This window comes from Bacillota bacterium, from assembly GCA_040757205.1.
In the GTDB taxonomy this organism is placed as follows: Bacteria; Bacillota; Desulfotomaculia; order Desulfotomaculales; family Desulforudaceae; genus Desulforudis.
Map to the genome: position 1 here is coordinate 61,258 of JBFLXL010000010.1, position 20,454 is coordinate 81,711.

General features: G+C 63.5%; 20 protein-coding genes and 2 riboswitches. Of the genes, 1 reads left to right on the forward strand and 19 read right to left on the reverse strand.

All coding sequences use genetic code 11. The features are described from left to right. Position 1: 1 nt before the first annotated feature. From cobS to AB1402_08275, 7 genes are read right to left on the reverse strand one after another with little or no spacing between them, the layout of a single operon-like run. On the reverse strand, positions 2-751 hold the full coding sequence (cobS, locus tag AB1402_08245; GenBank protein MEW6541587.1) for an adenosylcobinamide-GDP ribazoletransferase: 750 nt from the start codon (positions 749-751) through the stop codon (positions 2-4). After that, complete coding sequence (gene cobT, locus AB1402_08250; GenBank protein MEW6541588.1) at positions 748-1,815, reverse strand: nicotinate-nucleotide--dimethylbenzimidazole phosphoribosyltransferase; 1,068 nt, start codon at positions 1,813-1,815, stop codon at positions 748-750. The genes cobS and cobT overlap by 4 nt, the downstream gene beginning before the upstream one ends. Next, positions 1,803-2,774: a cobalamin biosynthesis protein gene (locus AB1402_08255; GenBank protein ID MEW6541589.1), complete on the reverse strand. Its 972-nt coding sequence runs from the start codon at positions 2,772-2,774 to the stop codon at positions 1,803-1,805. Before AB1402_08255 ends, cobT begins: the two co-directional genes overlap by 13 nt. Continuing rightward, complete coding sequence (locus AB1402_08260) at positions 2,761-4,386, reverse strand: cobyric acid synthase (GenBank protein ID MEW6541590.1); 1,626 nt, start codon at positions 4,384-4,386, stop codon at positions 2,761-2,763. Before AB1402_08260 ends, AB1402_08255 begins: the two co-directional genes overlap by 14 nt. Continuing rightward, positions 4,376-5,161, reverse strand: a complete 786-nt coding sequence (locus AB1402_08265) for an ABC transporter ATP-binding protein (protein MEW6541591.1) — start codon at positions 5,159-5,161, stop codon at positions 4,376-4,378. The genes AB1402_08260 and AB1402_08265 overlap by 11 nt, the downstream gene beginning before the upstream one ends. Before the next feature lie 14 nt (positions 5,162-5,175). Then, on the reverse strand, positions 5,176-6,192 hold the full coding sequence (locus tag AB1402_08270; GenBank protein MEW6541592.1) for an iron ABC transporter permease: 1,017 nt from the start codon (positions 6,190-6,192) through the stop codon (positions 5,176-5,178). Between the two features lie 4 nt (positions 6,193-6,196). Next, positions 6,197-7,156 carry a cobalamin-binding protein gene (locus tag AB1402_08275; protein MEW6541593.1) on the reverse strand — a complete coding sequence of 320 codons (960 nt, stop codon included), beginning with the start codon at positions 7,154-7,156 and terminating at the stop codon, positions 6,197-6,199. Positions 7,157-7,293: 137 nt separating this feature from the next. Beyond that, positions 7,294-7,482, reverse strand: a riboswitch (cobalamin riboswitch). Positions 7,483-7,695: 213 nt separating this feature from the next. Here AB1402_08275 and AB1402_08280 point away from each other — a divergent pair. Then, positions 7,696-8,094, forward strand: a complete 399-nt coding sequence (locus AB1402_08280) for a TIGR04086 family membrane protein (protein ID MEW6541594.1) — start codon at positions 7,696-7,698, stop codon at positions 8,092-8,094. Positions 8,095-8,247: 153 nt separating this feature from the next. On the opposite strand, the gene AB1402_08285 is transcribed toward AB1402_08280, so the two are convergent. The 12 genes from AB1402_08285 to AB1402_08340 form a co-directional block, all read right to left on the reverse strand. Then, positions 8,248-9,294, reverse strand: a complete 1,047-nt coding sequence (locus AB1402_08285; GenBank protein ID MEW6541595.1) for an aminotransferase class I/II-fold pyridoxal phosphate-dependent enzyme — start codon at positions 9,292-9,294, stop codon at positions 8,248-8,250. Then, entirely contained in the window at positions 9,291-10,682 is a 1,392-nt protein-coding gene (locus tag AB1402_08290) for a cobyrinate a,c-diamide synthase (GenBank protein ID MEW6541596.1), read from the reverse strand. The genes AB1402_08285 and AB1402_08290 overlap by 4 nt, the downstream gene beginning before the upstream one ends. 22 nt (positions 10,683-10,704) lie before the next feature. Next, positions 10,705-11,436, reverse strand: coding sequence for a precorrin-3B C(17)-methyltransferase (gene cobJ / locus AB1402_08295; protein ID MEW6541597.1), 732 nt, complete (start codon positions 11,434-11,436; stop codon positions 10,705-10,707). Then, positions 11,397-12,233: a cobalamin biosynthesis protein gene (locus tag AB1402_08300; protein MEW6541598.1), complete on the reverse strand. Its 837-nt coding sequence runs from the start codon at positions 12,231-12,233 to the stop codon at positions 11,397-11,399. Before AB1402_08300 ends, cobJ begins: the two co-directional genes overlap by 40 nt. Further along, positions 12,223-12,966, reverse strand: coding sequence for a precorrin-4 C(11)-methyltransferase (cobM, locus tag AB1402_08305; GenBank protein MEW6541599.1), 744 nt, complete (start codon positions 12,964-12,966; stop codon positions 12,223-12,225). Before cobM ends, AB1402_08300 begins: the two co-directional genes overlap by 11 nt. Then, entirely contained in the window at positions 12,963-14,348 is a 1,386-nt protein-coding gene (cobI, locus tag AB1402_08310; GenBank protein MEW6541600.1) for a precorrin-2 C(20)-methyltransferase, read from the reverse strand. Before cobI ends, cobM begins: the two co-directional genes overlap by 4 nt. Further along, positions 14,345-15,445 (reverse strand): cobalt-precorrin-5B (C(1))-methyltransferase CbiD, encoded by a 1,101-nt coding sequence (cbiD, locus tag AB1402_08315; GenBank protein MEW6541601.1) that lies wholly within the window; start codon positions 15,443-15,445, stop codon positions 14,345-14,347. The genes cobI and cbiD overlap by 4 nt, the downstream gene beginning before the upstream one ends. Positions 15,446-15,458: 13 nt before the next feature. Then, a complete protein-coding gene (locus tag AB1402_08320) occupies positions 15,459-15,920 on the reverse strand; it encodes a CbiX/SirB N-terminal domain-containing protein (GenBank protein MEW6541602.1) in 462 nt (153 codons plus the stop codon). A gap of 328 nt (positions 15,921-16,248) precedes the next feature. Further along, positions 16,249-18,000: a precorrin-8X methylmutase gene (locus tag AB1402_08325; GenBank protein ID MEW6541603.1), complete on the reverse strand. Its 1,752-nt coding sequence runs from the start codon at positions 17,998-18,000 to the stop codon at positions 16,249-16,251. 84 nt (positions 18,001-18,084) lie between these two features. Further along, positions 18,085-18,846, reverse strand: coding sequence for a cobalt ECF transporter T component CbiQ (cbiQ, locus tag AB1402_08330; protein ID MEW6541604.1), 762 nt, complete (start codon positions 18,844-18,846; stop codon positions 18,085-18,087). After that, complete coding sequence (locus AB1402_08335; protein ID MEW6541605.1) at positions 18,839-19,129, reverse strand: energy-coupling factor ABC transporter substrate-binding protein; 291 nt, start codon at positions 19,127-19,129, stop codon at positions 18,839-18,841. Before AB1402_08335 ends, cbiQ begins: the two co-directional genes overlap by 8 nt. Next, the gene (locus AB1402_08340; protein MEW6541606.1) at positions 19,116-19,805 is read right to left on the reverse strand and encodes an energy-coupling factor ABC transporter permease; all 690 of its coding nucleotides are present in this window, start codon (positions 19,803-19,805) and stop codon (positions 19,116-19,118) included. The genes AB1402_08335 and AB1402_08340 overlap by 14 nt, the downstream gene beginning before the upstream one ends. A 211-nt stretch (positions 19,806-20,016) precedes the next feature. After that, positions 20,017-20,219: riboswitch (cobalamin riboswitch) on the reverse strand. Positions 20,220-20,454: the final 235 nt, after the last annotated feature.

Sequence of the window (20,454 nt, forward strand, 5' to 3'; positions counted from 1 at the left end):
TTTACGAAACCTCCCAGGCGAAAACCGCAATCACCAGGACGGCAGTCTCCACAAGTTCGCAAGTCATCCCGTAAGTGTCCCCGGTCAGGCCTCCGAGCCGGCGGGTCAACCACCACCCCAGGCCCAGGGCCAGGGGGATTACGGCCGCCAAAAACACGGCCTGTTGCCACCGCAGCAGTACGAAAACCAGGGCCAGGCTGAAAACCGTGGCCGCCACCAGTCCTGGAACGCCTGCACCCCGCTTGAGCCGGTAGCCGAGGCCGCCGGGACCGCGTGCGTACGGGAAGACGGTTATTACCAGCGTCATGGCCCACCGGCCCAGGAGCGGCGCTGCAATCAGGGCCGCCGGCAACGCCTGCGGCTCCAGGGAAGCCAGGGCCGCAAATTTGAGCATCAATAGGCCTGCAACTCCGACCACCCCGTACGCGCCGGTCGTCGCGTCTGCCATAATGGCCAGCCGACGCTCCGGAGTCATTCCGGACAACCCGTCAAAGGTATCGGCGAGTCCGTCCAGGTGCAAAGCCCCGGTCGCCGTCACCCAGGCGAGAAGGAGCAGTGCACCGCGCAGTAGTTCGGGCCGGTCTGCCAGCAACAAATCAAGCCCCGCAAGCGCCACGCCCAGGAGGGCTCCGACCAGGGGAAAAAACATAGCCGCGCCGCCCAGTTCCACAGCGGTGGGAGCTTTGCGGCCCAGGGGCAAAACGGTGAGCAACCGCACCGCGGCCAGAAAGGAACCGGTCAACGCTCTCAATTCAAGTCGTCCCTTGCCCGGGAAACACCGGCATCCTGGAACGTGGCCATCTCCGCCTGGATTGCCGCCGCCGCGGCCACCAGGGACATTCCCAGGCAAGCCCCGGTACCTTCCCCCAGCCTCATCCCAAGGCAAAGCAAGGGCTCCAGTCCCAGATGCCGGAGGAGTGCGAGGTGTCCGGGCTCGGCGGAAAGGTGGCCGGCAATCAGATAGTCCCGCACCCGGGGGGCCAAACCTACGGCGATCAAAGCCGCCGCCCCGGACACAAAACCGTCGATGACAAGCGGAATCCGGTGGGCGGCGGCCGCCAGGACGACACCGGCCAGCGCTCCGATTTCGAATCCGCCGACTTTGGCAAGTACGTCCAGAGGATCGGCCGGATCGGGTCTTGAGACCGCCAACGCCTTCCGGATCACCGCACACTTCCTGGCCAACCCGGCATCGTCAAGACCGGTACCCCTACCGGTTACCTCCTCCACCGGTTTTCCCGTCAGCACCGCGCAAATAGCGCTGCTCGGCGTGGTGTTGCCGATACCCATGTCCCCGGTGGCGGCAATATCCACGCCCCGAGACAGTTCCGCTTCCAAAATCTCGATTCCGGTTTGCACCGACGCTTCGGCTTCTGCACGGCTCATCGCCGGTTCAACGGCCATATTTTTGCTGCCGGCGGCGATCTTTTTCGAAATGAGGCAGCCCAATACACCAGCGTCCGCCTTGGTGCCCACGTCCACCACCACCACCCGGGCGCCGACCTGCCGGGCCAGGACGTTAATGCCGGCCCCCCCGCGCTCGAAGTTGAGCATCATCTGGGTGGTCACCTCTTGCGGGTAAAGACTGGTTCCCTCCTCCACCACACCGTGGTCGGCGGCGAGCACGAAGACCGTCTTCCGGTCCAGCCGCGTATTGACCCGTCCCGTAATGCCGGAAACCAGCACCCCCAGGTCTTCCAGGCGCCCCAGACTGCCGCGGGGCTTGGTCAAATCATCCTGTCTCTCCCGCGCAGCGCCCATCGCGGCCCGGTCCAAAGGACCGATGCGGTTTATTGTTTGTCTTAAAACATCCAAAAGTCTTGCCCCTCCCGGATAACGTATTTTAACATTCCAATCACAGCCGCGGCGCCTAAAATCCCAATCCAGAGAAAGGCAGCCGCCCTGGTCACCTGCAACGCCGCATTGACTAAAGACGCGTCCGGGACTTTGCCGCCCGCCCCCAAGGAATAAACACCCGGCTTGCACAGTCTTACCTGAAGCGCCCCGGCCATAGCGCTCATCGGCCAGCCCCCATTGGGACCGGGCGTAAGCCGGTGGTCGCGCCACATGCTCCGCCAAGCCCCCCCCGCGAAAAAACCCCCGAGCGGCGCCGCCATAACTATTAGAAGGCCGGTCAGCCGGGCCGGAACAAGGTTCAGGATATCATCCGCCCGGGCCGCAAATTTCCCCAGATACTCATACCGGCCGCCACGGTAACCGAGCATGGCGTCGGCCGTGTTGACCGCGCGGTAGACAAAGGCGCCCGGCACGCCGGCCAGCAGGAAGTAGAAGGTCGGGGCCACGAAACTATCGTTGATGTTCTCCGCCAGCGACTGGATGGTGGCGGCATACATGTCGGCATCACCAAGATTCCCGGTGTCCCGGCTCACCAACGCCCGCAAGGCGGCCCGTGCTTCCTCCGTTCGCGAACCGGCCAGGTGTTCGCGCACCAGCCGGGCGGCATTAAGCAGTTCCCGCAGGGCAAACGCCGGTTTAAGGCAAAGCCCGGCAACCGCCAGGTAACACCAGACACCGAAAAAGGCTTTCGCCCAATTCAGTATCAGGGTCACAGCGCCAGCAAACAGTGACGCGGTCACCGCGACGATGAGGAACCCGGCCAACAACCGACCCCCGGCCCCGTTCGGAGCGATCCGCTCCCCCAACGCTATCAGCCCGCCCATCCAAACCACGGGATGAAACCGCCGCGGCGGTTCACCCACGACAAGGTCGATGAACAGGGCCACCGCCAACACACCTGCCTCAATCAGCCCCATGACCGTCACGCATTCCCCCGGGCGACGGAAGACCCAGCCACCCGTACACTTTCTCCAGGTCAAGGTGCCGCCGGACAACGGCCGCCAGACGGTCAAAAGCGTCATCCTTCGCCGCGGAAAAACTGACCGCCTGCCGCCGCCCGGGCGCCAGACCGTGATGTTCCCTCACGGCATTCAACCAACGACGGCGAAATCCGTCAGCTTCAAAAACCCCGTGCAGGTAGGAGCCCCAGACCCCGCCGGCGGTATCAACCGCCCCCTCGCCGAACTCCATTTCACCGTCACGGACGCTGAAAACCGCCCGGGGTACCTGGGAGTCCCCGTTCGGGGTACCCGGGGGCACCCGCGTTAGCGGGTCAGCGGGTCGGGTCGGCGGGTCACCCGCAACCTGCCAAGTTTCACCAAAATGTATTTCGTAGCCGGTTACCTGCTCGCGATGCACGGCCCCCAACGGGCCGGGAACGGGCAGGGTGTAGCCGGCCACGCGGCGGGTGGTTTTGTTCGCTCGGAAAACGGTGGTCACATCCAGGAGCCCCAAGCCGGGCAGACGCCTGATCCCGTCCTCGCACCCCAGCGGGTCATGAAGTTCGTGCCCGAGCATCTGGTAGCCCCCGCAAATGCCCACGACCAGACCGCCTCCTTCGGCAAATCTCTTTATCGTTTCCGCCCAGCCACTCGCGTACAGGTGGGCGAGATCACGCATGGTGTTTTTGGTCCCGGGAATGAACAATACGTCGGGACGTCCAAGCGCCGCCGGATGCCGCACATACCTTACCGCCACGTCAGGCTCCAGGAGAAAGGGCTCGAAATCGCTGAAATTGGAGATCTGGGGCAGTCTTAGGACCGCCAGGTCCAGATCGGCGTCCGGTTTTTCCCGCTCGCCGCCAAGACCGACCGAGTCCTCTGCTTCGATGCCTAGGTCTTCGAGGTAAGGGAGCACTCCCAAAACGGGGCATCCGGTGCGGGCCTCCAAGAAATCGAGGCCGGGAGTCAGTATCCGGACGTCGCCCCTGAACTTGTTGATCACAAAACCCTTGATTCTCAATCGTTCTTGGTCTGTAAGCAGTTCGCACGTGCCCACGAGCGAGGCGAAAACCCCGCCCCGGTCGATATCGGCGACCAGGACCACCGGCGCATCGGCCAGAGCGGCCACCGCCATGTTGGTCAGATCCCGGCCGCGGAGATTGATTTCCGCCGGGCTGCCCGCCCCCTCGATCACCAGAACCTCGAAACTCTCTTGCAGGCGGGCCAGCGATTCCACCACGGCCTGCCAAAGGCCGGGTTGCTCCTGCATCCAGTAAGTAGCGGCACTGATATCTTTCCAGGACTTTCCCCGGATGACGGCTTCGGCCAGGGCGCCCCCCTTCGGTTTGAGCAGAATCGGGTTCATCTCCGCCGTGGCCTCGATGCCGGCAGCCTCGGCCTGAACACCCTGTGCCCGCGCGATTTCGCCTCCTTCAGCGGTCACGTAAGCGTTGAGAGACATATTTTGCGCTTTAAAAGGCGCCGTCCTGAAACCATCGTCCCTGAAAATCCGGCAAAGAGCGGTACAGAGCACGCTCTTCCCGACGTGTGACGCCGTCCCCTGCACCATCAGCGCCCTAGCCTTCAACGCTGCCAGCCCTCCCCGGCAACAGCATTACCTGCGGGCGGCCGGCTTCGGGATGGTCGGCGACCATCACCGCACCCCGGTACGCGCGCAGGATAAGTTCCGGCGTAATGACCTCGGCCGCCGCACCCAGGGCCACGTTACGGCCCCCGACCAGCAGCAGCACCCGGTCGGCGTAAAGGCCCGCCAGATTGAGATCGTGGAAGACCCCGACCACGGTGATCCGCTGTGCCCGGCTTAATTTCAACAGCAAATCCATGACGGCGATTTGATGGTTAAGATCCAGATGCGCCACCGGCTCGTCCAGAAGCAGACATTCCGGCTCCTGGGCCAGAGCCCGCGCCAGCAACACGCGCTGTCGCTCCCCGCCGCTGACGGTGGTGATCAGCCTGGAGGCCAAATGCTCTACACCCACGTCGGCCATGGCGCGCCGCGCGATCTCACGGTCCATCGGCCCCTCGTGCCCGAATCGGGGGAGGTGCGGGTAACGCCCCATGAGCACCACTTCTTCCACCGTAAAGGCGAAATCCAAGTGCGTTTCCTGTCCGACAACCGCCATCCGCCGGGCACGGCGGCGGGCATTCAAGGCGCGCACCGGGGTGCCGTCCAGTGTTATCGCACCGGATAAGGGCGCCAGGGATCCTCCCAGAAGGCGCAAGAGGGTCGTTTTCCCGGCCCCGTTAGGCCCGATAACCGCGAACAGTTCCCCGCAACCGACCGAAAAACTGAGTTCACTGATCACCGGCACGCCGGCGTAAGCAAAATAAATATTCTGCACTGAAAGACCGTCTTTCATAGTTGGCCGAACAGCCCTCCCTTGCGCCGCCAAAGCAGGTAGAGGAAAAACGGGCCGCCGGTGAGCGCCGTAATGATGCCGAGGGGAACCTCCACGGGAGCGACGATGGTTCGCGCGACAACGTCGGCCGCAACCAGAAAAGCGCCGCCCGCCAAAGCACAAGCCGGAAGCAGTACTCTGTGATCCGGGCCGGCCAGAATTCTGACCACGTGCGGGACCACCAGTCCCACGAAGCCGATCAGGCCCCCAACGGCCACCGCGGCCGCCGTCAGAAGGGCCGCCGCAAAAATGAGCACCAGCTTGACCCGTTCCACCTCCACCCCCAACTGCGCGGCCGTTTCCTCGCCGCCCAACAATAAGTTCAGCTCCCTGGCCCAGGCGAACGCCAGGCCCAGTCCAACCGCCAGGTAAGGGAGGCAAAGGGTGACGTGACTCCAGTTGCGTCCCGCAAAACCGCCCATCAGCCAGAAGATGACCTGGTGCATCCGCTCCTGCCCCCAGAAGATCAACAGCGACACCCCGGCCGCCAGCAGATAGCCGACCGCCACTCCGGCCAGAATCAGAACAAAAACCGGCAATTTGCCGTTGACCCGGGCCAGCTGGTAGACCAGCCAAACGGCGACCAAAGCGCCCGCCAACGCCGCCAGGGGTACCACGCTGACGCCCCAGACCATCCCGATCATGCCGGTTACAATGACTGCGGTGGCGCCGAACGACGCCCCCGCCGAAACACCAAGCAGGTACGGGTCGGCGAGCGGGTTGCGCAATAGCCCCTGCAGCACCGCCCCTGAAACGGCCAGGGCACTTCCTACCAAGGCCGCCAGTATCACGCGCGGCAGCCGGATTTCCCACAGGATGAGCGCGGCAGGCGTCTGGGCCGCCTCGCCCGCACGCCAAGCCAGAAGAACCTCGGCCACGCCGATGGGTACCGGCCCGCTCGCCACACCCGCTACCAGGGCCAGGAACAGTGACAAACCGGCAATGACGAACAGAACTCGCGGTGATACACGCACCGGATTACTCCTGACGCTCAAAAACTTCCGGGTGCAACGCCCGGGCCACCGCTTCGAGGGCGTCAACCAGGCGCGGACCGGCCCGGTTCATCATGTCGGCATCCATGGCATACACCCGCCCGGACTTAACGAAACTCACGCTTGACCACCCGGGGCGCCGGGCGATCCCTGCCGGCGTTTGCGATCCCGCATCCCCGTGTCCGTACGCGTGCAGCATCACCTCCGGGTTTTTCCGTACAATGACCTCGGCGCTGTACTGTGGCCAGGGCACAGGTGCGTCGGCCGCCACGTTGGTCCCCCCGGCCAAACCGATGAGATCATCGATAAAAGTTCCCGGGCCGGCGGTACAAAGGGGTTCGTGCCAGACCTCATAGTAAACCCGGGGACGTTTTGAAGGGGCGATCTTAGATACCCGTCCGGTAACGGCCTCGACCCGCGCCCGCAATTCGCCGGTCAGGCGTTCGGCTTCCATTTCCAGACCGGTCAGCCGACCCACCAGGATAATATTGTTCAGCATTCCATCCACGCTCCGCGCGTTCAGGACGACCACCGGTATTTTTAGGTTATTTAACTGCGGCACAAGCTCCCGGTGCAAGTCGGCCGCGACCACCAGGTCCGGCTCAAGGGCTATAATCTTCTCCAGGCTCGGATTGACGAACCCCCCCACCCGTTCCTTCGCCGGGGCTTCGGCTGGGTAGTTGCAGAAATCGGTCACCCCCACGATCTTCGGCCCGAGACCAAGGGCAAAGAGCATCTCCGTATTACTCGGCGCCAGCGAGATGATGCGCGCGGGTGACGCCGTGACCGTCACCTCGCAGCCGATGTCATCGGTTACCGTGATCGGAAAGCCCTTCTCCAAGGCCGTTTCGGTCGGCGAGCCGGCGCAACCGGCGCCAAGCAGGGCCAAAAGCAGAACTGCGGTAATGAGCAGCGTCTTGGCCGCTGCCGGCCTGTTCCGATTCATTTGTTTTCCCTCCAAAAATGTAATCTCCCGCTCACCAAAGCAAAACCCCGTCTCCTTACAAGACCGGGGTTTTCAAGGTCAGCCGCCGCCTGGTGCAAAACGACGCATGGCCCGCGCTCCCCCTCTCCCACGAAGGTGATTGTGGCGCGTATCCAGGCAGGTCTCCTGACTGAGGTTCACCGCGACTGCCGCCTTCCCGGGCTTTCCACCCGGTGGCGTGCTACAGGCAGGCGCTCCCCATCACAGTGGCGGGGCCGTCCGGGATTCGCACCCGGTTCCCTTTTTCACCCTGCGCCGCGCAGGGCACCTGAATACATATTTATGAAGTTATACATGTTCTAGCACAGGTCGGGGCGGTTGTCCATCCCCCTAGTTTCTAGCACAGGTCAGGGCGGTTGTCCATCCCCCTAGTTTCTAGCACAGGTCAGGGCGGTTGTCCATCCCGGTGCCTCCCCGGACGGCTGTTTTGGTCGCGCGGCGCATATTCCCTCGTCTCACGACATACTCATTTTACAAATCTACGGGGAGGTATCATCCCGATGGCTTTACCGGACGACCGGCCTGCGCGGCAACCGTTGAACTGGATTTCCATGGGGCGGGGTCTTCTAATCGCGCTGGCCACGGCCATCGTGCTCAGTCTGGTGTCCACCGTGGTGCTTTACTTCTCGAACTTCTCGGAGAAGTTTATGCCCTGGATTGCCGCACTCATCGTTTTCACCGGGGTGTTCTTCGGTGCCGCCCTGGCGAGCGCCCGCGCCGGTAACAAGGGGCTCTACCACGGGCTCGGCGTCGGGCTCGGTTTTTTCCTCCTGATGTGGGGACTGGGGATGCTCCTGTTCCCCGGGCCGATGACCGTGATCGGGTTACTGGAAAAGCTTCTGCTGGCCGGTTCGGCCGGCGCCCTGGGCGGCATCGTGGGCGTGAGCTTCGGCGATTGACACACCACAGCACCTTCTGAGCAGACACCCATGCCGCTCTAGCGGGCACCACCTCAAGGATGAAAATACCCCTCACCCTGGCCCTCTCCCAGAGGGAGAGGGGATTTTCAGGGTAGTCGCGCGTCGAGAAAAGGGGATTGTGTATCCTCGCCGTTATTTGTATCGACTCCGGACAAATCCGGCCAGGGCCGCGATCAGACGGTCGTTCTCCGGCGGCGTGCGTAGTCCCACCCGGAAGTGCCGTTCGGTTAAACCCGCAAAGGTGGAGGCGTCGCGCACCACCATCCCCTGTTGTTTCAGGCAGGCGTTCAACGTTTTCACCGTCTTATCCTCCGGAAGCACACCGAGCAGGAAATTGGCTTCTGCGGGATAGACTCGAACACCCTCAGCCGCAAGACGTGAGGATACTCGTTCCCGCTCGGCGCTGACGAATCTCCTGGTGCGCTCCGCATAGGACTCATCGGCCAGCAGCAGGCCGGCCAGGTGTTCGGCCAGACCGTTCACACTCCAAGGATCCTTGGCCGCCATGAGCTTGGCCACCGTTTCCCTTACCCCGACGAGGTAGCCGAGGCGCAACCCGGGAACGGCAAAGAACTTGGTCATTGAGCGTACGGCAATCACCCCGGTCGTGGGCGCGCGCGGGGGTAAGGCCGGTGAGCACGACCCCGAGGGATCGCAAAAGGCTCGGAAGGACTCGTCCAAAACCCACTGCACTCCGTTGGTCGCCAATATGTTTTCCAAACGGTGCCGGTCCGGAAACTGCCCGGTGGGGTTGTTGGGATAACCCAGAAAAACCATGTCGCCCGCCGCCGGCCGCAGCAGATCCCATGCCGGCTCAAAGCACTCGCCCACCACCTGGTAGGGCAGGCGCATAACCGGGAGGCCGCAGGACTCGGCCGCCGCCCGGTATTCGGAATAGCAGGGCTCGACCACCCAGACCCGACCGGGGCGTAGCACCCTGACCAGCAGGCTGATTAGCTCGGTGGCACCGTTTCCTACCAATACTTCCTCCGGGTCCAGACTAAGCCGGTCGGCGATGGCTCGGCGTGCCGGTTCCGCGTCCAGGGACGGGTAGCGTGTCAAAAACGGCAAGGCCTGGGCCAGGACGGCAGTGACACAGGCCGGTGGTCCGAGCGGGTTGATACTTACGCTGAAGTCTAAAAGGTTTTGAGTGTAGCGCCCGCCGTGGTCCGTTTTCATACCCTGCCCCCCAGCAGACGCCGGAGTACTTGCGGCGCCGAGGCAAAATGCAGGTGCAGGTAAGAGCCGAAGACCGATCCCGCCTGCCAGCCGTCCCGGCGTACCGTTGTCCCGACGGCCTGACGAACGGTTAAACAGGTTTTACCCCCCGGCAGGGTTTCGGCTTCAGAATAATGGAACATGTGAGCACGCACTTGTTCCCCGCGACCAAGGATCACCGAGTCGGTTTCCGACCGGGCCTCAACGTAACCGAGCGTGAGCCTGCGTCCAGCCATAGTGGTCCGTACAGGCAGTAGGCCGGCCATTTGATGATCGTTCCCGTCCGGATCGGTCAGCCCCTCCCCCAAAAACATCAACCCCCCACACTCGCCATAGATCCTGCCTCCGCTTCGGGCAAACTCCCGGACGGAATCCAGCATTGCCCGGTTTGCCGCCAGGGTGCGGGCGTGCAGTTCGGGGTAGCCGCCTCCAATGTAGAGCAGCGTGCATCCGGGAGGGACGGCCCCGTCCCGCAATAGGCTAAAAAATACCAACTCCGCGCCGCTTAAGCGCATCAGGTCCAGGTTGTCCGCATATAGAAAGTTGAAAGCCTCATCCAGGGCCACCCCGACCCGGCAGACCGTACGGTCCGGTAGGGCAGTAAAGAGCCGGAACTCGGCCTCGGGCAACGGCGGAGCCTCCGCGGCCAGCAGCCGGAGCAAATCCAGACGGACGTTTTGCTCAACACTTCCGGCCAGCCGGTCATAGACCGGTTCCCAAGGCTGCTCGGCGACCGTATGAAGCCCCAGGTGCCGTTCCGGGATTACCAGCTCCTCATTCCGGGGGAGCGCCCCCAGCACCGGCACACCGCAGTGCTTGGCGATGGCCTGCTCAACCAGCGAGGCATGCCGTTCGGAACCGACCCGGTTCAGAATGACCCCCGCGATCCGCACCGCGGGGTCAAAGCTTTGAAAACCAAGCACCGTCGCGGCTGCGCTCGCACCCTGAGCGGCAACGTCCACCACCAGGATCACCGGAAGCGCCAGCAGACGGGCCATCTCCGCACTGGAAGCGCGGGAGGAACCGTCGCCCAATCCGTCAAAAAGGCCCATCACGCCTTCCACTATGGAGATATCCGCACCCGCTGCGGCCCGCTGGAAAAGCTCCTGCGAGGCCGCAGATCCGATCAGCCAGCCGTCCAGGTTGCGGGAAGCCCGCCCGGCCGCCCGGGTGTGGTGTCCGGGGTCGATGTAATCGGGCCCGATCTTGAAGGGCTGTACCGTCAGGCCATGCCTGGAGAGCGCGCGCAGCAGCCCGAGCGTAACCGTGGTCTTACCCTGGCCGCTGGACGGCGCGGCAATAAGCAGCCGGGGGGAATGTCGTTTCCGCTTACTTCTTTCATCCAGCATCTCATTTCTCACCTCCCACTTCTCACCTCCCACCTCCCAAACAGTAGCCGCGCCGGGTAATCATGTATCCGCGCCAGACAAAGGTTTGGCTGGAGCCCACCACCAGCAGGGTGCGCATGTCGGCGTCATCCAGCGTAAGTTCATCAAGCATGGTGATGCGCCGTTCCTGCCCGTCGCGGAAGGCATTGCGTACAATCCCCACCGGTGTTCCGGGCGGGCGGGTTGCCCGCAGAATCCTGAGCGCCGCCTCGAAAGGCGCCGTCCGCGTCCGGGAACGAACGTTGTAGAGGGCCAGTACGAAGTCGGCTTCGGCCGCCGCCCGTACCCGGCGTTCAATCGCCTCAAGCGGCGTGAGCAGGTCGGACAGGGAGATCACGGCGTGGTCGTGGGCCAGGGGAGCTCCCAGGAGCGCGGCTGCGGCCAGAGAGGCGGTTACCCCCGGCACCACCCGGAAATTCAGGACCAGGTCGCGACGGGCCAACTCCTCCAGCACCAGTCCGGCAAGTCCGTAAATACCGGCATCCCCGCTGGACACCACACAGACCCGCCGCCCCTCCTCCGCCGCCGCAACTGCAGCCCGCACCCGCTCTACCTCGCGCCGCATCCCGCCGGCAATCAATTGTTTACCGGCCAGCCGGTCACGGACCAAATTCAGGTATAGGTCGTACCCGGCCACCACATCCGCCTCCGCCAGCGCCGCCCGGACGGCCGGTGTCAGGTGTACCGCGTCACCCGGCCCGATTCCGGCGACCACAAGCGATCCTCGGCCAGGGCCACCGTCACCCCGTCCACCACCAGGCGGGGCAGGATGATCCGCCCGTTGTGGGCCGCCAGAAAGGCACATGGTTCCGCCACTCCTCCGACATCAAAGTGTTTACGCGCACACCGGCTTTCACCGAACAGACGGTCGACACTCCGGATGATCTCCCGGTGAAAGACCCGGAGTCCGATCCCCAGCTTTGCACAAACCGCGTGTATTCCGGGTTCCTGCGTCTTAAAATCGGCCGTGGCCGCCACCCGGAGCGACTCCTTGTCCCGACCGGCGGCAGCCAGTCCCCTTTCGACCGCTTCCATTACCCGCGCGGCTTCAACACCCCGGCGGCAGCCCAGCCCGACGGCCAAGGTCCGGCGCCCCTCACTGCCGGTGGTCACCACCGGCAGAGCGCCGACCACTGCCGCCACGCGGTAGGCCAAGGCATTGGCGCCGCCCTTGTGTCCGGAGAGCAGGCTGACCGCATAACGGGCCGCGGTGTCCAGGGCGACCACCGGGGGATCAACGCGCTTATCCGCCGGCAGGCCGGAAAGCAAACGGACGGCGATTCCCACCGCCATCACCAGGACCAGGCCCCGTCCGGTCCGAAACAGGTGGGCAACCAGTTCACCGGGCGGCTCGGTGTAAACAACCTGTCGAGTGCCGCTGGACGGTAGTCCCCGGTTGCCGATCCGCGCCGGAAGGTACAGCGTCGCCGAAAGGTTTCCGGCCACAGCCGCCCCGACCGCGCGCCCGCCCGCGTTGATCACTACCACGGCCAACGGCGGGTTACCGGTCATTACGCACCCGCTCCTTGGAATAGAGGTAGCTCTCCCGGCCGGCTTGGTCGAGGAAGGACCCTACCAGGATCAGGGCTTGGCGCCTCAGGCCGGCTTTGTGTACGGTGGCGGCCAGCTCGGACAGCCGGCAACGAAGGATCTTCTGGTCCGGCCAGGACGCGCGGTAGACCACCGCCACCGGGCAATCCGGTCCGTAAGCGGGGAGCAATTCCGCCTCCACTCTTTCCGCGTCGCCCACGCTCAAGTAGAGGACCATCGCCGCCCTAGCCTCCGCCAGCCGCGGCAGGCTCTCGCTTTCCGGAACGGGGGTACGGCCCGACCGCCGGGTAAGAATGAGCGTTTGTGTTCCTCCGGGCAGGGAGTACTCCAGACCTAATGCCGCCGCCGCCGCGAAGCAGGAACTCACTCCCGGGACCACTTCGCAGGAAATCCCGAGGCGCCGGAGCCCGCGAATCTGCTCGGCGATCGCCCCGTAAAGCGAAGGGTCGCCGGTATGCAGCCGCGCCACATCCCGCCCGGCCTTGGCGGCATCGGCCATCAGGAACAACTGCGTCTCCAGGTCCAGCTCACTGGAATCGTGCCTGACCGCGGAAGGTTTCGCCCAGCGCAGCACTTCCGGGTTCACCAGGCTGCCCGCGTAAATCACCACCGGGCAGCGTTCCAGAAGCCGCCGGCCCTTTACCGTAATCAGTTCCGGATCACCCGGCCCGGCGCCGATGAAATATACGGTCATCGGCTCTCACCCGGGCGGCCGCGCACCAGGATCACCGACAGGTAACCCCTGTCGCTGTCGAGCAGCGACGTCAGGTCCCGGGTGATGAACTCGCCGCCCTGGGACACGTGGCTGGCGAAAACGGCCCGCCCGTCCAGCCCCATCTCCCGCAGTAAGCGCACCACCGCCGGGAGTCGCTTGGCCACTTTCATCAACACCACCGTGTCGAACTCTTCCAGTGCCCGCCGTACCGGATCCAGATCTCCGCGCGGCACCGGAACAACCGCGATCCGTTCGTCCCTCTCCCCCAGGGAAAAGTTGGTCGCCGCCGCGGCGGCCGCGAAACTGGTCACCCCCGGCACCGAGCGGATCTGGGAGTCGGGTAAGAGCTTTCGGAGTTCTTGCAGCACGTAGCAGTAAGTGCTGTAGGTCAGGCAATCCCCCAGGGTCAGGAAAACCACCCGCTCCCCGCGCTCCACCCGGGCCGCGATCTCCTTGGCGGCCGCCGTCCAGTACGGCGCCAGCTCTCTTTCGTTGCGGCGCATGGGAAATTCGAACCGGAGTACCGGCTTATCTCCCACGAACGGTCGCGCGATCTCAAGGGCCAGGCTCTCCCCCGCAACGCTGGATTTGGGCACTACGATGCAGTCCGCCTCCTGAATCAGGCGCCGGGCTTTGAGCGTAACCAATTCCGGATCACCCGGACCAAGTCCGAGGCCCCAGAACACACCTTGTCCGTCGTTCATTGCGCGTGAGTTCTCCTCCGTCAGTATCACCAGACTTAAGCCCCGCCCCCCCGGCACCCGGGGCACCAGATCGGCCACCCGGCCGCTGCTCCGGTATTCGGTGGGACGCCCGAGGTCAGAGAGCACGTGTACGGTCCGGCAGCCGGCGCTGCCGGCAATCTGCTCCAGCACTCTCCGGGGCGTCCAGGTGGGCGAACAAAGCAGTGCCGCCAGGGGGGCAACACTGAACTGCTGCAAGACAGCCGGGACGCTTTCCGCGGGGAGTCCGTGCAGGCTGAAGATACGGGCCTTTTCCCAGGGCACGGCCAGCCGGGCGAACGCCACCTGCACCGCGCTGATTCCCGGCACGATTTGGACTCTCTCCCGCCCCAGCAGATGGGTCACCGGCCGGGCCAAGCTATGGAGCCCCGGATCTCCGGTGACCAGCAGCACCACTTTGTGGGTGTCAAGCTTGGGGCTGATCAGCTCGACCACCTGCAAGGCGTCGGCTCCCGCCACCACCCGTTCTGCTTTCGCCCCCGGGAAGAGGTCAAGCAGAAACCGGGGACCGCACAAGAACTCCGCCTCTTGAACGGCCAGGTCCGTCTGCGCGGTCAGGTATTCTTGCCCGCCCGGCCCGCAGCCCACGATGGTCAGCTTTCCGCGCACCGGAATCATCGGGCCTCACCAACGATATTTCCGTCCAGGTCACAGAGATGAACCGACACCTCCACTTCCCCTTTCAGGCGCTCCCGCACCAGTTGCCTGATCCGCCCGGCCAGCATCACGGGCAGATGGGCGTGGCCGCTCCGGATAACGGCCCGCTGAACGGCCTCCACGGTCGGGAGCGTCTTTAATTCCTGCACAAAAGCCCCGGACAGGCCGAAATCTGCAAAAAGTTCTACCACGACAGCGTTCGCCGCCGGCGCATAGGTGCTGTGTGTCTGCCAATGCCCGTTTAAAACCTTGGCCAGCTTCCCCGCGTGGCCCACCAGGCTGACCATGGCAAAACGGCGTGCGTGCACCTCGTCCAGCATAAACCCAAGAAAGTCGCCAATCTCCACTATCTGGGCCTCAGCGGGCGGCGGCTGCAAACGGCGCGCCGCGCGGTGCCCGATATTGCCCGGCACCAGGCACACCGTTCGGTAACCGGCCGCCCGGACGATATCCAGGAGCGGCGGCAAGGAACGGCGCAACGCCTCCAGGCTGCGAGGTTCGACATAACCGGTGGTCCCCAGTATGGAGATCCCGCCGGCAATGCCCAACCGCCCGTTGAAAGTGCGGCGGGCCAGTTCCGCCCCGCGCGGTACCGAAATCGTAACCTTCCAACCCGCCCCTTCGGGGACCAAGTCGGCCAGCGCCGCAGAGATCATTGTCCGCGGCACGGGGTTGATTGCCGCCTCCCCCACCGGTATCGCCAAGCCCGGCAGAGTAACCCGGCCCACACCGTCGCCCCCATCCAGGCTGACCCCCGAAGTGGCCGTGTATTCCACGCAGGCGTGGATGGCCGCACCGTCGGTTACGTCCGGGTCATCCCCCGCGTCTTTGACTACATAGCAGCGAGCCGCCACCTCCCTCCGGCAGAATCCCTGCACCGGCAGGACAACCTCATCTCCAGCCGGAAGCCGGATGGTAACCTGATCCGGGCAACGCCCGTGCACGAGCCAGAGGGCCGCCCCCCTGGCCGCTGCAGCAGCACAGGTCCCGGTGGTGTGACCGCGTCGCAAGAGCTGCGCCTTCAACGGGGCAACCGGTTTTAATGTCTCCTTGGCCACCCTAACACCACCCCTACAGTTCTTCCGGGATCACTTCCACAAATTCCCCCTGGCCGGGCGGAACCGGGTAGTTCGCCCGGTCCGGCACCTCGATCTCCCGAACGTCCGGGAAACCCAAGGATTCCTCCACGCGTCGCGCCAGGATCTCGGCCAGTACGCCATCGTAGCCGAGGTGCTTTCCGTAGACGATCCGCGTCCGGGGATGATCGGCCGCCAGTCTTTGCAGTACCTCCGGGATATCCACCAGGATGTGTAATCCGGAGTGCAGAAAATAGGGAATCACCACTATCTTGGTGGCACCCTCCGCCACACAGGCCTCCAGAGTCTCGGGCAGGTGCGGCCCCAGCCGGGACAGGAAACAAACTTTGACCAGGGATACCCCGGTGATCTCACGCAATCGCACGGCCAGCTCGTCCATTTCCCTGGCTGCTCCCGCCACACGGCTGCCGTGACCCAGTAAGACGATCGCCAGCATCAACATTACTCCTTCGTCGGGGAAGACCCTACTCCCCCGAAATAGGATCTTGGGTAATATTTCATCCGCATGAGCGACGAGGAATCGTCGTGAGCAACTACCCTGTAAATAGCCTCTTGCTGTTTAAATCCTTCCGAATGGCGCCGCAGGCCGCAGTGTCCACTCCGAAAATCCCCTCTCCCTCTGGGAGACACCTTATACCGGTCGTGGAGCACCTTGACCAACGGCGGTGTCTGCCCTGAAAATCCCCTCTCCCTCTGGGAGAGGGTCAGGGTGAGGGGTATTTTCATCCTTCTGCTGGCGCCGCGCGCGGCATGGTTGTCTAAAGTCATCCAGATTGGGCCTTTTCGGCACCAAGGACGGCCAAGGCGTGCAAGGCCGCCACCGCCAGGCTGCTCCCCCCGCGCCGGCCCGCCACACAAATCCAAGGCACGTCCAGTTCCATGAGTTCCTCTTTGCTCTCCTCCACGTGCACAAATCCTACCGGCATTCCTACGACCAAAGCCGGGCGCACCTCGCCCTCACGGATCATCCGGTTCAACTCTAACAGAGCTACCGGGGAGTTGCCGATCAGAGCGATCCCCCCGTCCAGGAACGGGCGGGCCTGCCGCACCGCAAACAGGGAGCGGGGCAGCCCCGCCGCGCGTGCTTGCTCCGCCGCGTTTCCGTCGGCCACCAGGCAGCGGATGTCGCCTGGGCTATAACCGGCACAGATGCGGCGCAACCAAGACATGGAGAGTCCGGCACGAATCATATTCGCGTCCGCGTAAATGGGTGCGCCCCGCTGCAGAGCCTTAATCCCCGTTTCAACGGCGCCCCGACTGAAACGCACGCTGTTCACCAGCCCAAAGTCGGCTGTGGCGTGGATCAGTCGTCGCACCACGGCCCACTCTTCCGCCCGCAAGGTGTGTTCCGGCACTTGAGCCTCAATCCGGCGAAAGGACTCGGCCTCGATTTCGTCGCCCCGCATCGGCCGCCGGTACAGGGCATAGATCCGGGAAGGCGCACCGGCAGTATTGGTGATCGGTGGTCGGTCGTCGGTGGTCGGTGGTCGGTGGTCGGTCGTCGGTGAAGGGTACAGGGCTTTTACCCGGGGAGGCGCACCGGCCGATGTTGCCTCACCAACATCCCTGCCAGCGCAAGTACATCCCGGTCTAACCGCCGGGCGAGGAGCCGTACCGGCTGGTGTCGCCTCTTCGGCCTCCCCGCCGGCCTCAAGGGCGCTCCCGCGGCCGTTCCGGCACCGGAAACTCCGCTCCAAGGCATCCACAAGTTCATCCCGGGTAAGCGGGGGCATACCCTCCACGGCCAGACCACGGCAACAGACTTCCGTAAAGACGTCCAGCACCCACGGCCGGGCCAGACCGGCTGAGTTCACCAGTCGGTTGTCTCGGAAAACAGCAGGTGGCGGGCCCTCCCCGACCAGCCGTCCCCCGGTCAATATCAGGCACCAATCGGCCAGGGTCCAGGCCAGATCTACGTCATGGGTGGAGAAGATCACCGTGGTGCCGTCGTCGCGCAGTTGGCGCAACAGGCCGGCCATTTGCGTCGCCCCCTGGGGGTCCAACCCGGCCGTCGGTTCGTCACAGACCAGGACCTTCGGTTCCATCGCCAGCACCCCGGCCAAGGCCACCCGTTTTTTCTCACCGTGAGACAGGGCGTGGGTGGGACGGCCGGCAAACTCGGTCAGGCCCACCGCCGCCAGTACCCGGTCCACGCGTCTGCGCACCTCTTTTTCAGGCAGGCCGAGGTTTAAGGGGCCGAAAGAGACGTCCTGATAGACACCGGCCGAAAACAGCTGGGCGTCGGGGTCCTGAAAGACCATCCCCACCTCACGCCGCAGGGCTTTCAGCGCCCGATGGTCGTAGGACAAGGGACGGTCTTGGAAGGTCACCGTGCCGGCGGTTGGCCGGTGCACGCCGACCAGATGCATGAAAAGAGTGGTTTTTCCGGCTCCGTTAGCACCCAGTACGGCAATCGACCGGCCCCGCCGCAGGGACGCGGTTATCCCCCGAAGCCCCGTCGTTCCGTCGCCATAGGAGTAATGCAGTTCCCGTAACTCAAACACGGTGTCGTTCAACGATGCCCTCGCTCCTTCAAACACCCGACAAGTACTTATCCGCTTGAGCACAACAACTCGGCAGGGCCTTTGCGAGCCGGCCCTTCAAACGGTCATCGCCAGGAATAACAGACTCCCCCCTAAAGCTCCTGCCAGCACCACGCCTCCGGGAGACAGCCGGCGCGGCGTCTCAAGCATGTCGAGACCGCCATCATACCCCCGCAGGGAGAGGGCCACGAAGAGCACCTGGGACCGATGGTGCGCGCGCACCAGGAGGTTGGCCAGCAAGCCGCCCCATGCCCGGTAGCTTGTTCCCAGTCCGGTGTATCCGAGGCGCAGGGCCTGAGCCCGCCGCATTTCCAGAGCCGTTTCCAATAGCACAAAGACGAAACGGTATACCAGGGTCAGGAGTTCCAGGAAGAGCGCCGGCACCCAGCAACGCCGCAACAGCCCGATGATATCCGGCAAGGGTGTGGACAAGGCTAGAAATAACAAGCACGAAACCGTACCCAGAGTCCGCACGAGAATATCACGGGCAACCATTAATCCGGCCTCAGTGAAACCAAGATGCAATCCGCAAACCTCAAACCAATACCCTTCCGGTGAGGGAGCGCCGGTCACAGAGAGGGCTACGGCCGGCAGCCCCCACGCGAGAAACACCGCAGAGACCAGGAGAATCCGACCGTAGACGGACCAGGATATCCGCCCCGCGGCTACAGTCAAGACCGCCATCAACCCGAAGACCAGCGACGGTACCCACCAGGTCCGCGCCGCCAGACAGGCCGCCAGCGCCAGGACCACCACCAGACCCTTTTCGGCCGGGTGCCGTGCGGCCAGCGGACTGGCATAGGCGATCCGGTCAACCAACGGGTTTACCCCTTTTCCGTCCAAAGTAGTAACCGATGAAGCCCGCACCCAGTGCGGCCTGCAGGGCAAACAGCAGGCTCTCTATTTCGCCCGACGGCGGGGTCCACAAAGGTTCGGCCCAAGGCTCATAATCGGGCCGGATATCCATAATCAGTTCTTCGGCTTGGCTATCGGCCCCCACGAACAGCTCGCCCTCCGGACCGCCTGAGCCGGACACCAGGAAAAGGGGCAGAACGGCCAAAAGGACACTCCCGAGCAATAGCCAGAGGTTATCGTACCGGATCTTCAAGCCTTCCACCTCCAGGGAACACCGATAAGACTTCCAGCTCTTGGCGACTGTATTTCCGAAGACCGTTAAACACAACCACCGTAAGCAGACCCGAGCTGATGGCCAGTGGAATCTGGGTCACGGCAAAAACCGCCCCAAACTTGGCGAAGGACGTGGCCAAGCCGCCGATCGGATCCGAAAAGGCCAGGGCCAGCTGGAATGACGTCGTTAGATAAGTCATTAAGTCGCCTCCGGCAGCGGCGGTAAATATAGATACCGCAAAGGGCAGTCGTAACAACCGGCAGACACGAAAACAAGCATAAGCGGCAAAAGGACCGACTACGGCCATGGCAAAGACGTTGGCGCCGAGCGTGGTGATCCCCCCGTGGGCCAGCAGCAGCGCTTGCAACAAAAGAACCACGGAGCCCAAGACGGTCATGGCGGATGGACCGAAGAGAACCGCCCCCAGACCGGTCCCCGTAGGATGGGAACTGGAGCCGGTGACAGAGGGAATCTTGAGCGCGGACAAGACAAAGGTGAAGGCCCCTGCCAGGCCCAGAAGCATCTTGACCTCCGGGTTGAGGCGTACTTTCCGGGCTATGGAGTACAGACCGTAAGCTACAAATGGCGCCGATACGACGGTCCAGCCGGCCGCGTGGCCTACCGGCAGCATACCTTCCGTAATGTGCACGGATTGGATAACCTCCTTTGGCCCACCCCTGAAAATAGCCTTCAAGTTGACATTTTCATCATCTAATGGTGTCATCCGTCAAAGGCGACAGGGGGTCCGCCTATGAAATTGAAGTCCGTTAAAACAAGACCCCCGGCCGTTAGATAACGAGCCGGGGATTACGTATTCAATCCGCGCATACCGTCGACACCTCCTTTGTTCCGCGAGGCAGGTGCTGATTCCAACTCTGGGCAGGTCTTCTGACTCCCGGATCATCCTACTAGTCACTCCTTCCCGGCGGTTTTTCCACCAGTGGTTCGTCGTGACTTTCGTTCCCGGTCACAGCGGCGGGTCCGTACCGGATTCACACCGGTTTCCCTATTCTCCCCAGCCAAACCCGAAGGTCTGCAGGGCACCCAGAATGATTGCCGTATTCAATTGTCAAATTTGGAGCGGTCCGGCAATTACCGGTTACCCTCCCAAGAGTATGCTCTTAATTATAGTGGATCAGGAACGCCTCCGTCAAGGCTTACAGATGCCGGCTGTTGTTGGCCTGTGATATTGTCACCCCGTAAGCGGTCTGAGAAAATGTCACTCATGAAGAAGGGAGACGTTTTCTTGAAACCCAAGGAAGCCAGGAGACTGGACATCATGGAGCGGGTCCTTGCCA

Coding starts and splice junctions, on each gene's coding strand:
- AB1402_08275 (MEW6541593.1), bottom strand. CDS start 7,156: ATGAATCGGAACAGGCCGGCAGCGGCCAAGACGCTGCTCATTACCGCA.
- AB1402_08285 (MEW6541595.1), bottom strand. CDS start 9,294: ATGAAAACGGACCACGGCGGGCGCTACACTCAAAACCTTTTAGACTTC.
- AB1402_08280 (MEW6541594.1), top strand. CDS start 7,696: ATGGCTTTACCGGACGACCGGCCTGCGCGGCAACCGTTGAACTGGATT.
- AB1402_08300 (MEW6541598.1), bottom strand. CDS start 12,233: ATGACCGGTAACCCGCCGTTGGCCGTGGTAGTGATCAACGCGGGCGGG.
- cobM (MEW6541599.1), bottom strand. CDS start 12,966: ATGACCGTATATTTCATCGGCGCCGGGCCGGGTGATCCGGAACTGATT.
- AB1402_08320 (MEW6541602.1), bottom strand. CDS start 15,920: ATGCTGGCGATCGTCTTACTGGGTCACGGCAGCCGTGTGGCGGGAGCA.
- AB1402_08290 (MEW6541596.1), bottom strand. CDS start 10,682: ATGCTGGATGAAAGAAGTAAGCGGAAACGACATTCCCCCCGGCTGCTT.
- cobI (MEW6541600.1), bottom strand. CDS start 14,348: ATGATTCCGGTGCGCGGAAAGCTGACCATCGTGGGCTGCGGGCCGGGC.
- AB1402_08255 (MEW6541589.1), bottom strand. CDS start 2,774: ATGGGGCTGATTGAGGCAGGTGTGTTGGCGGTGGCCCTGTTCATCGAC.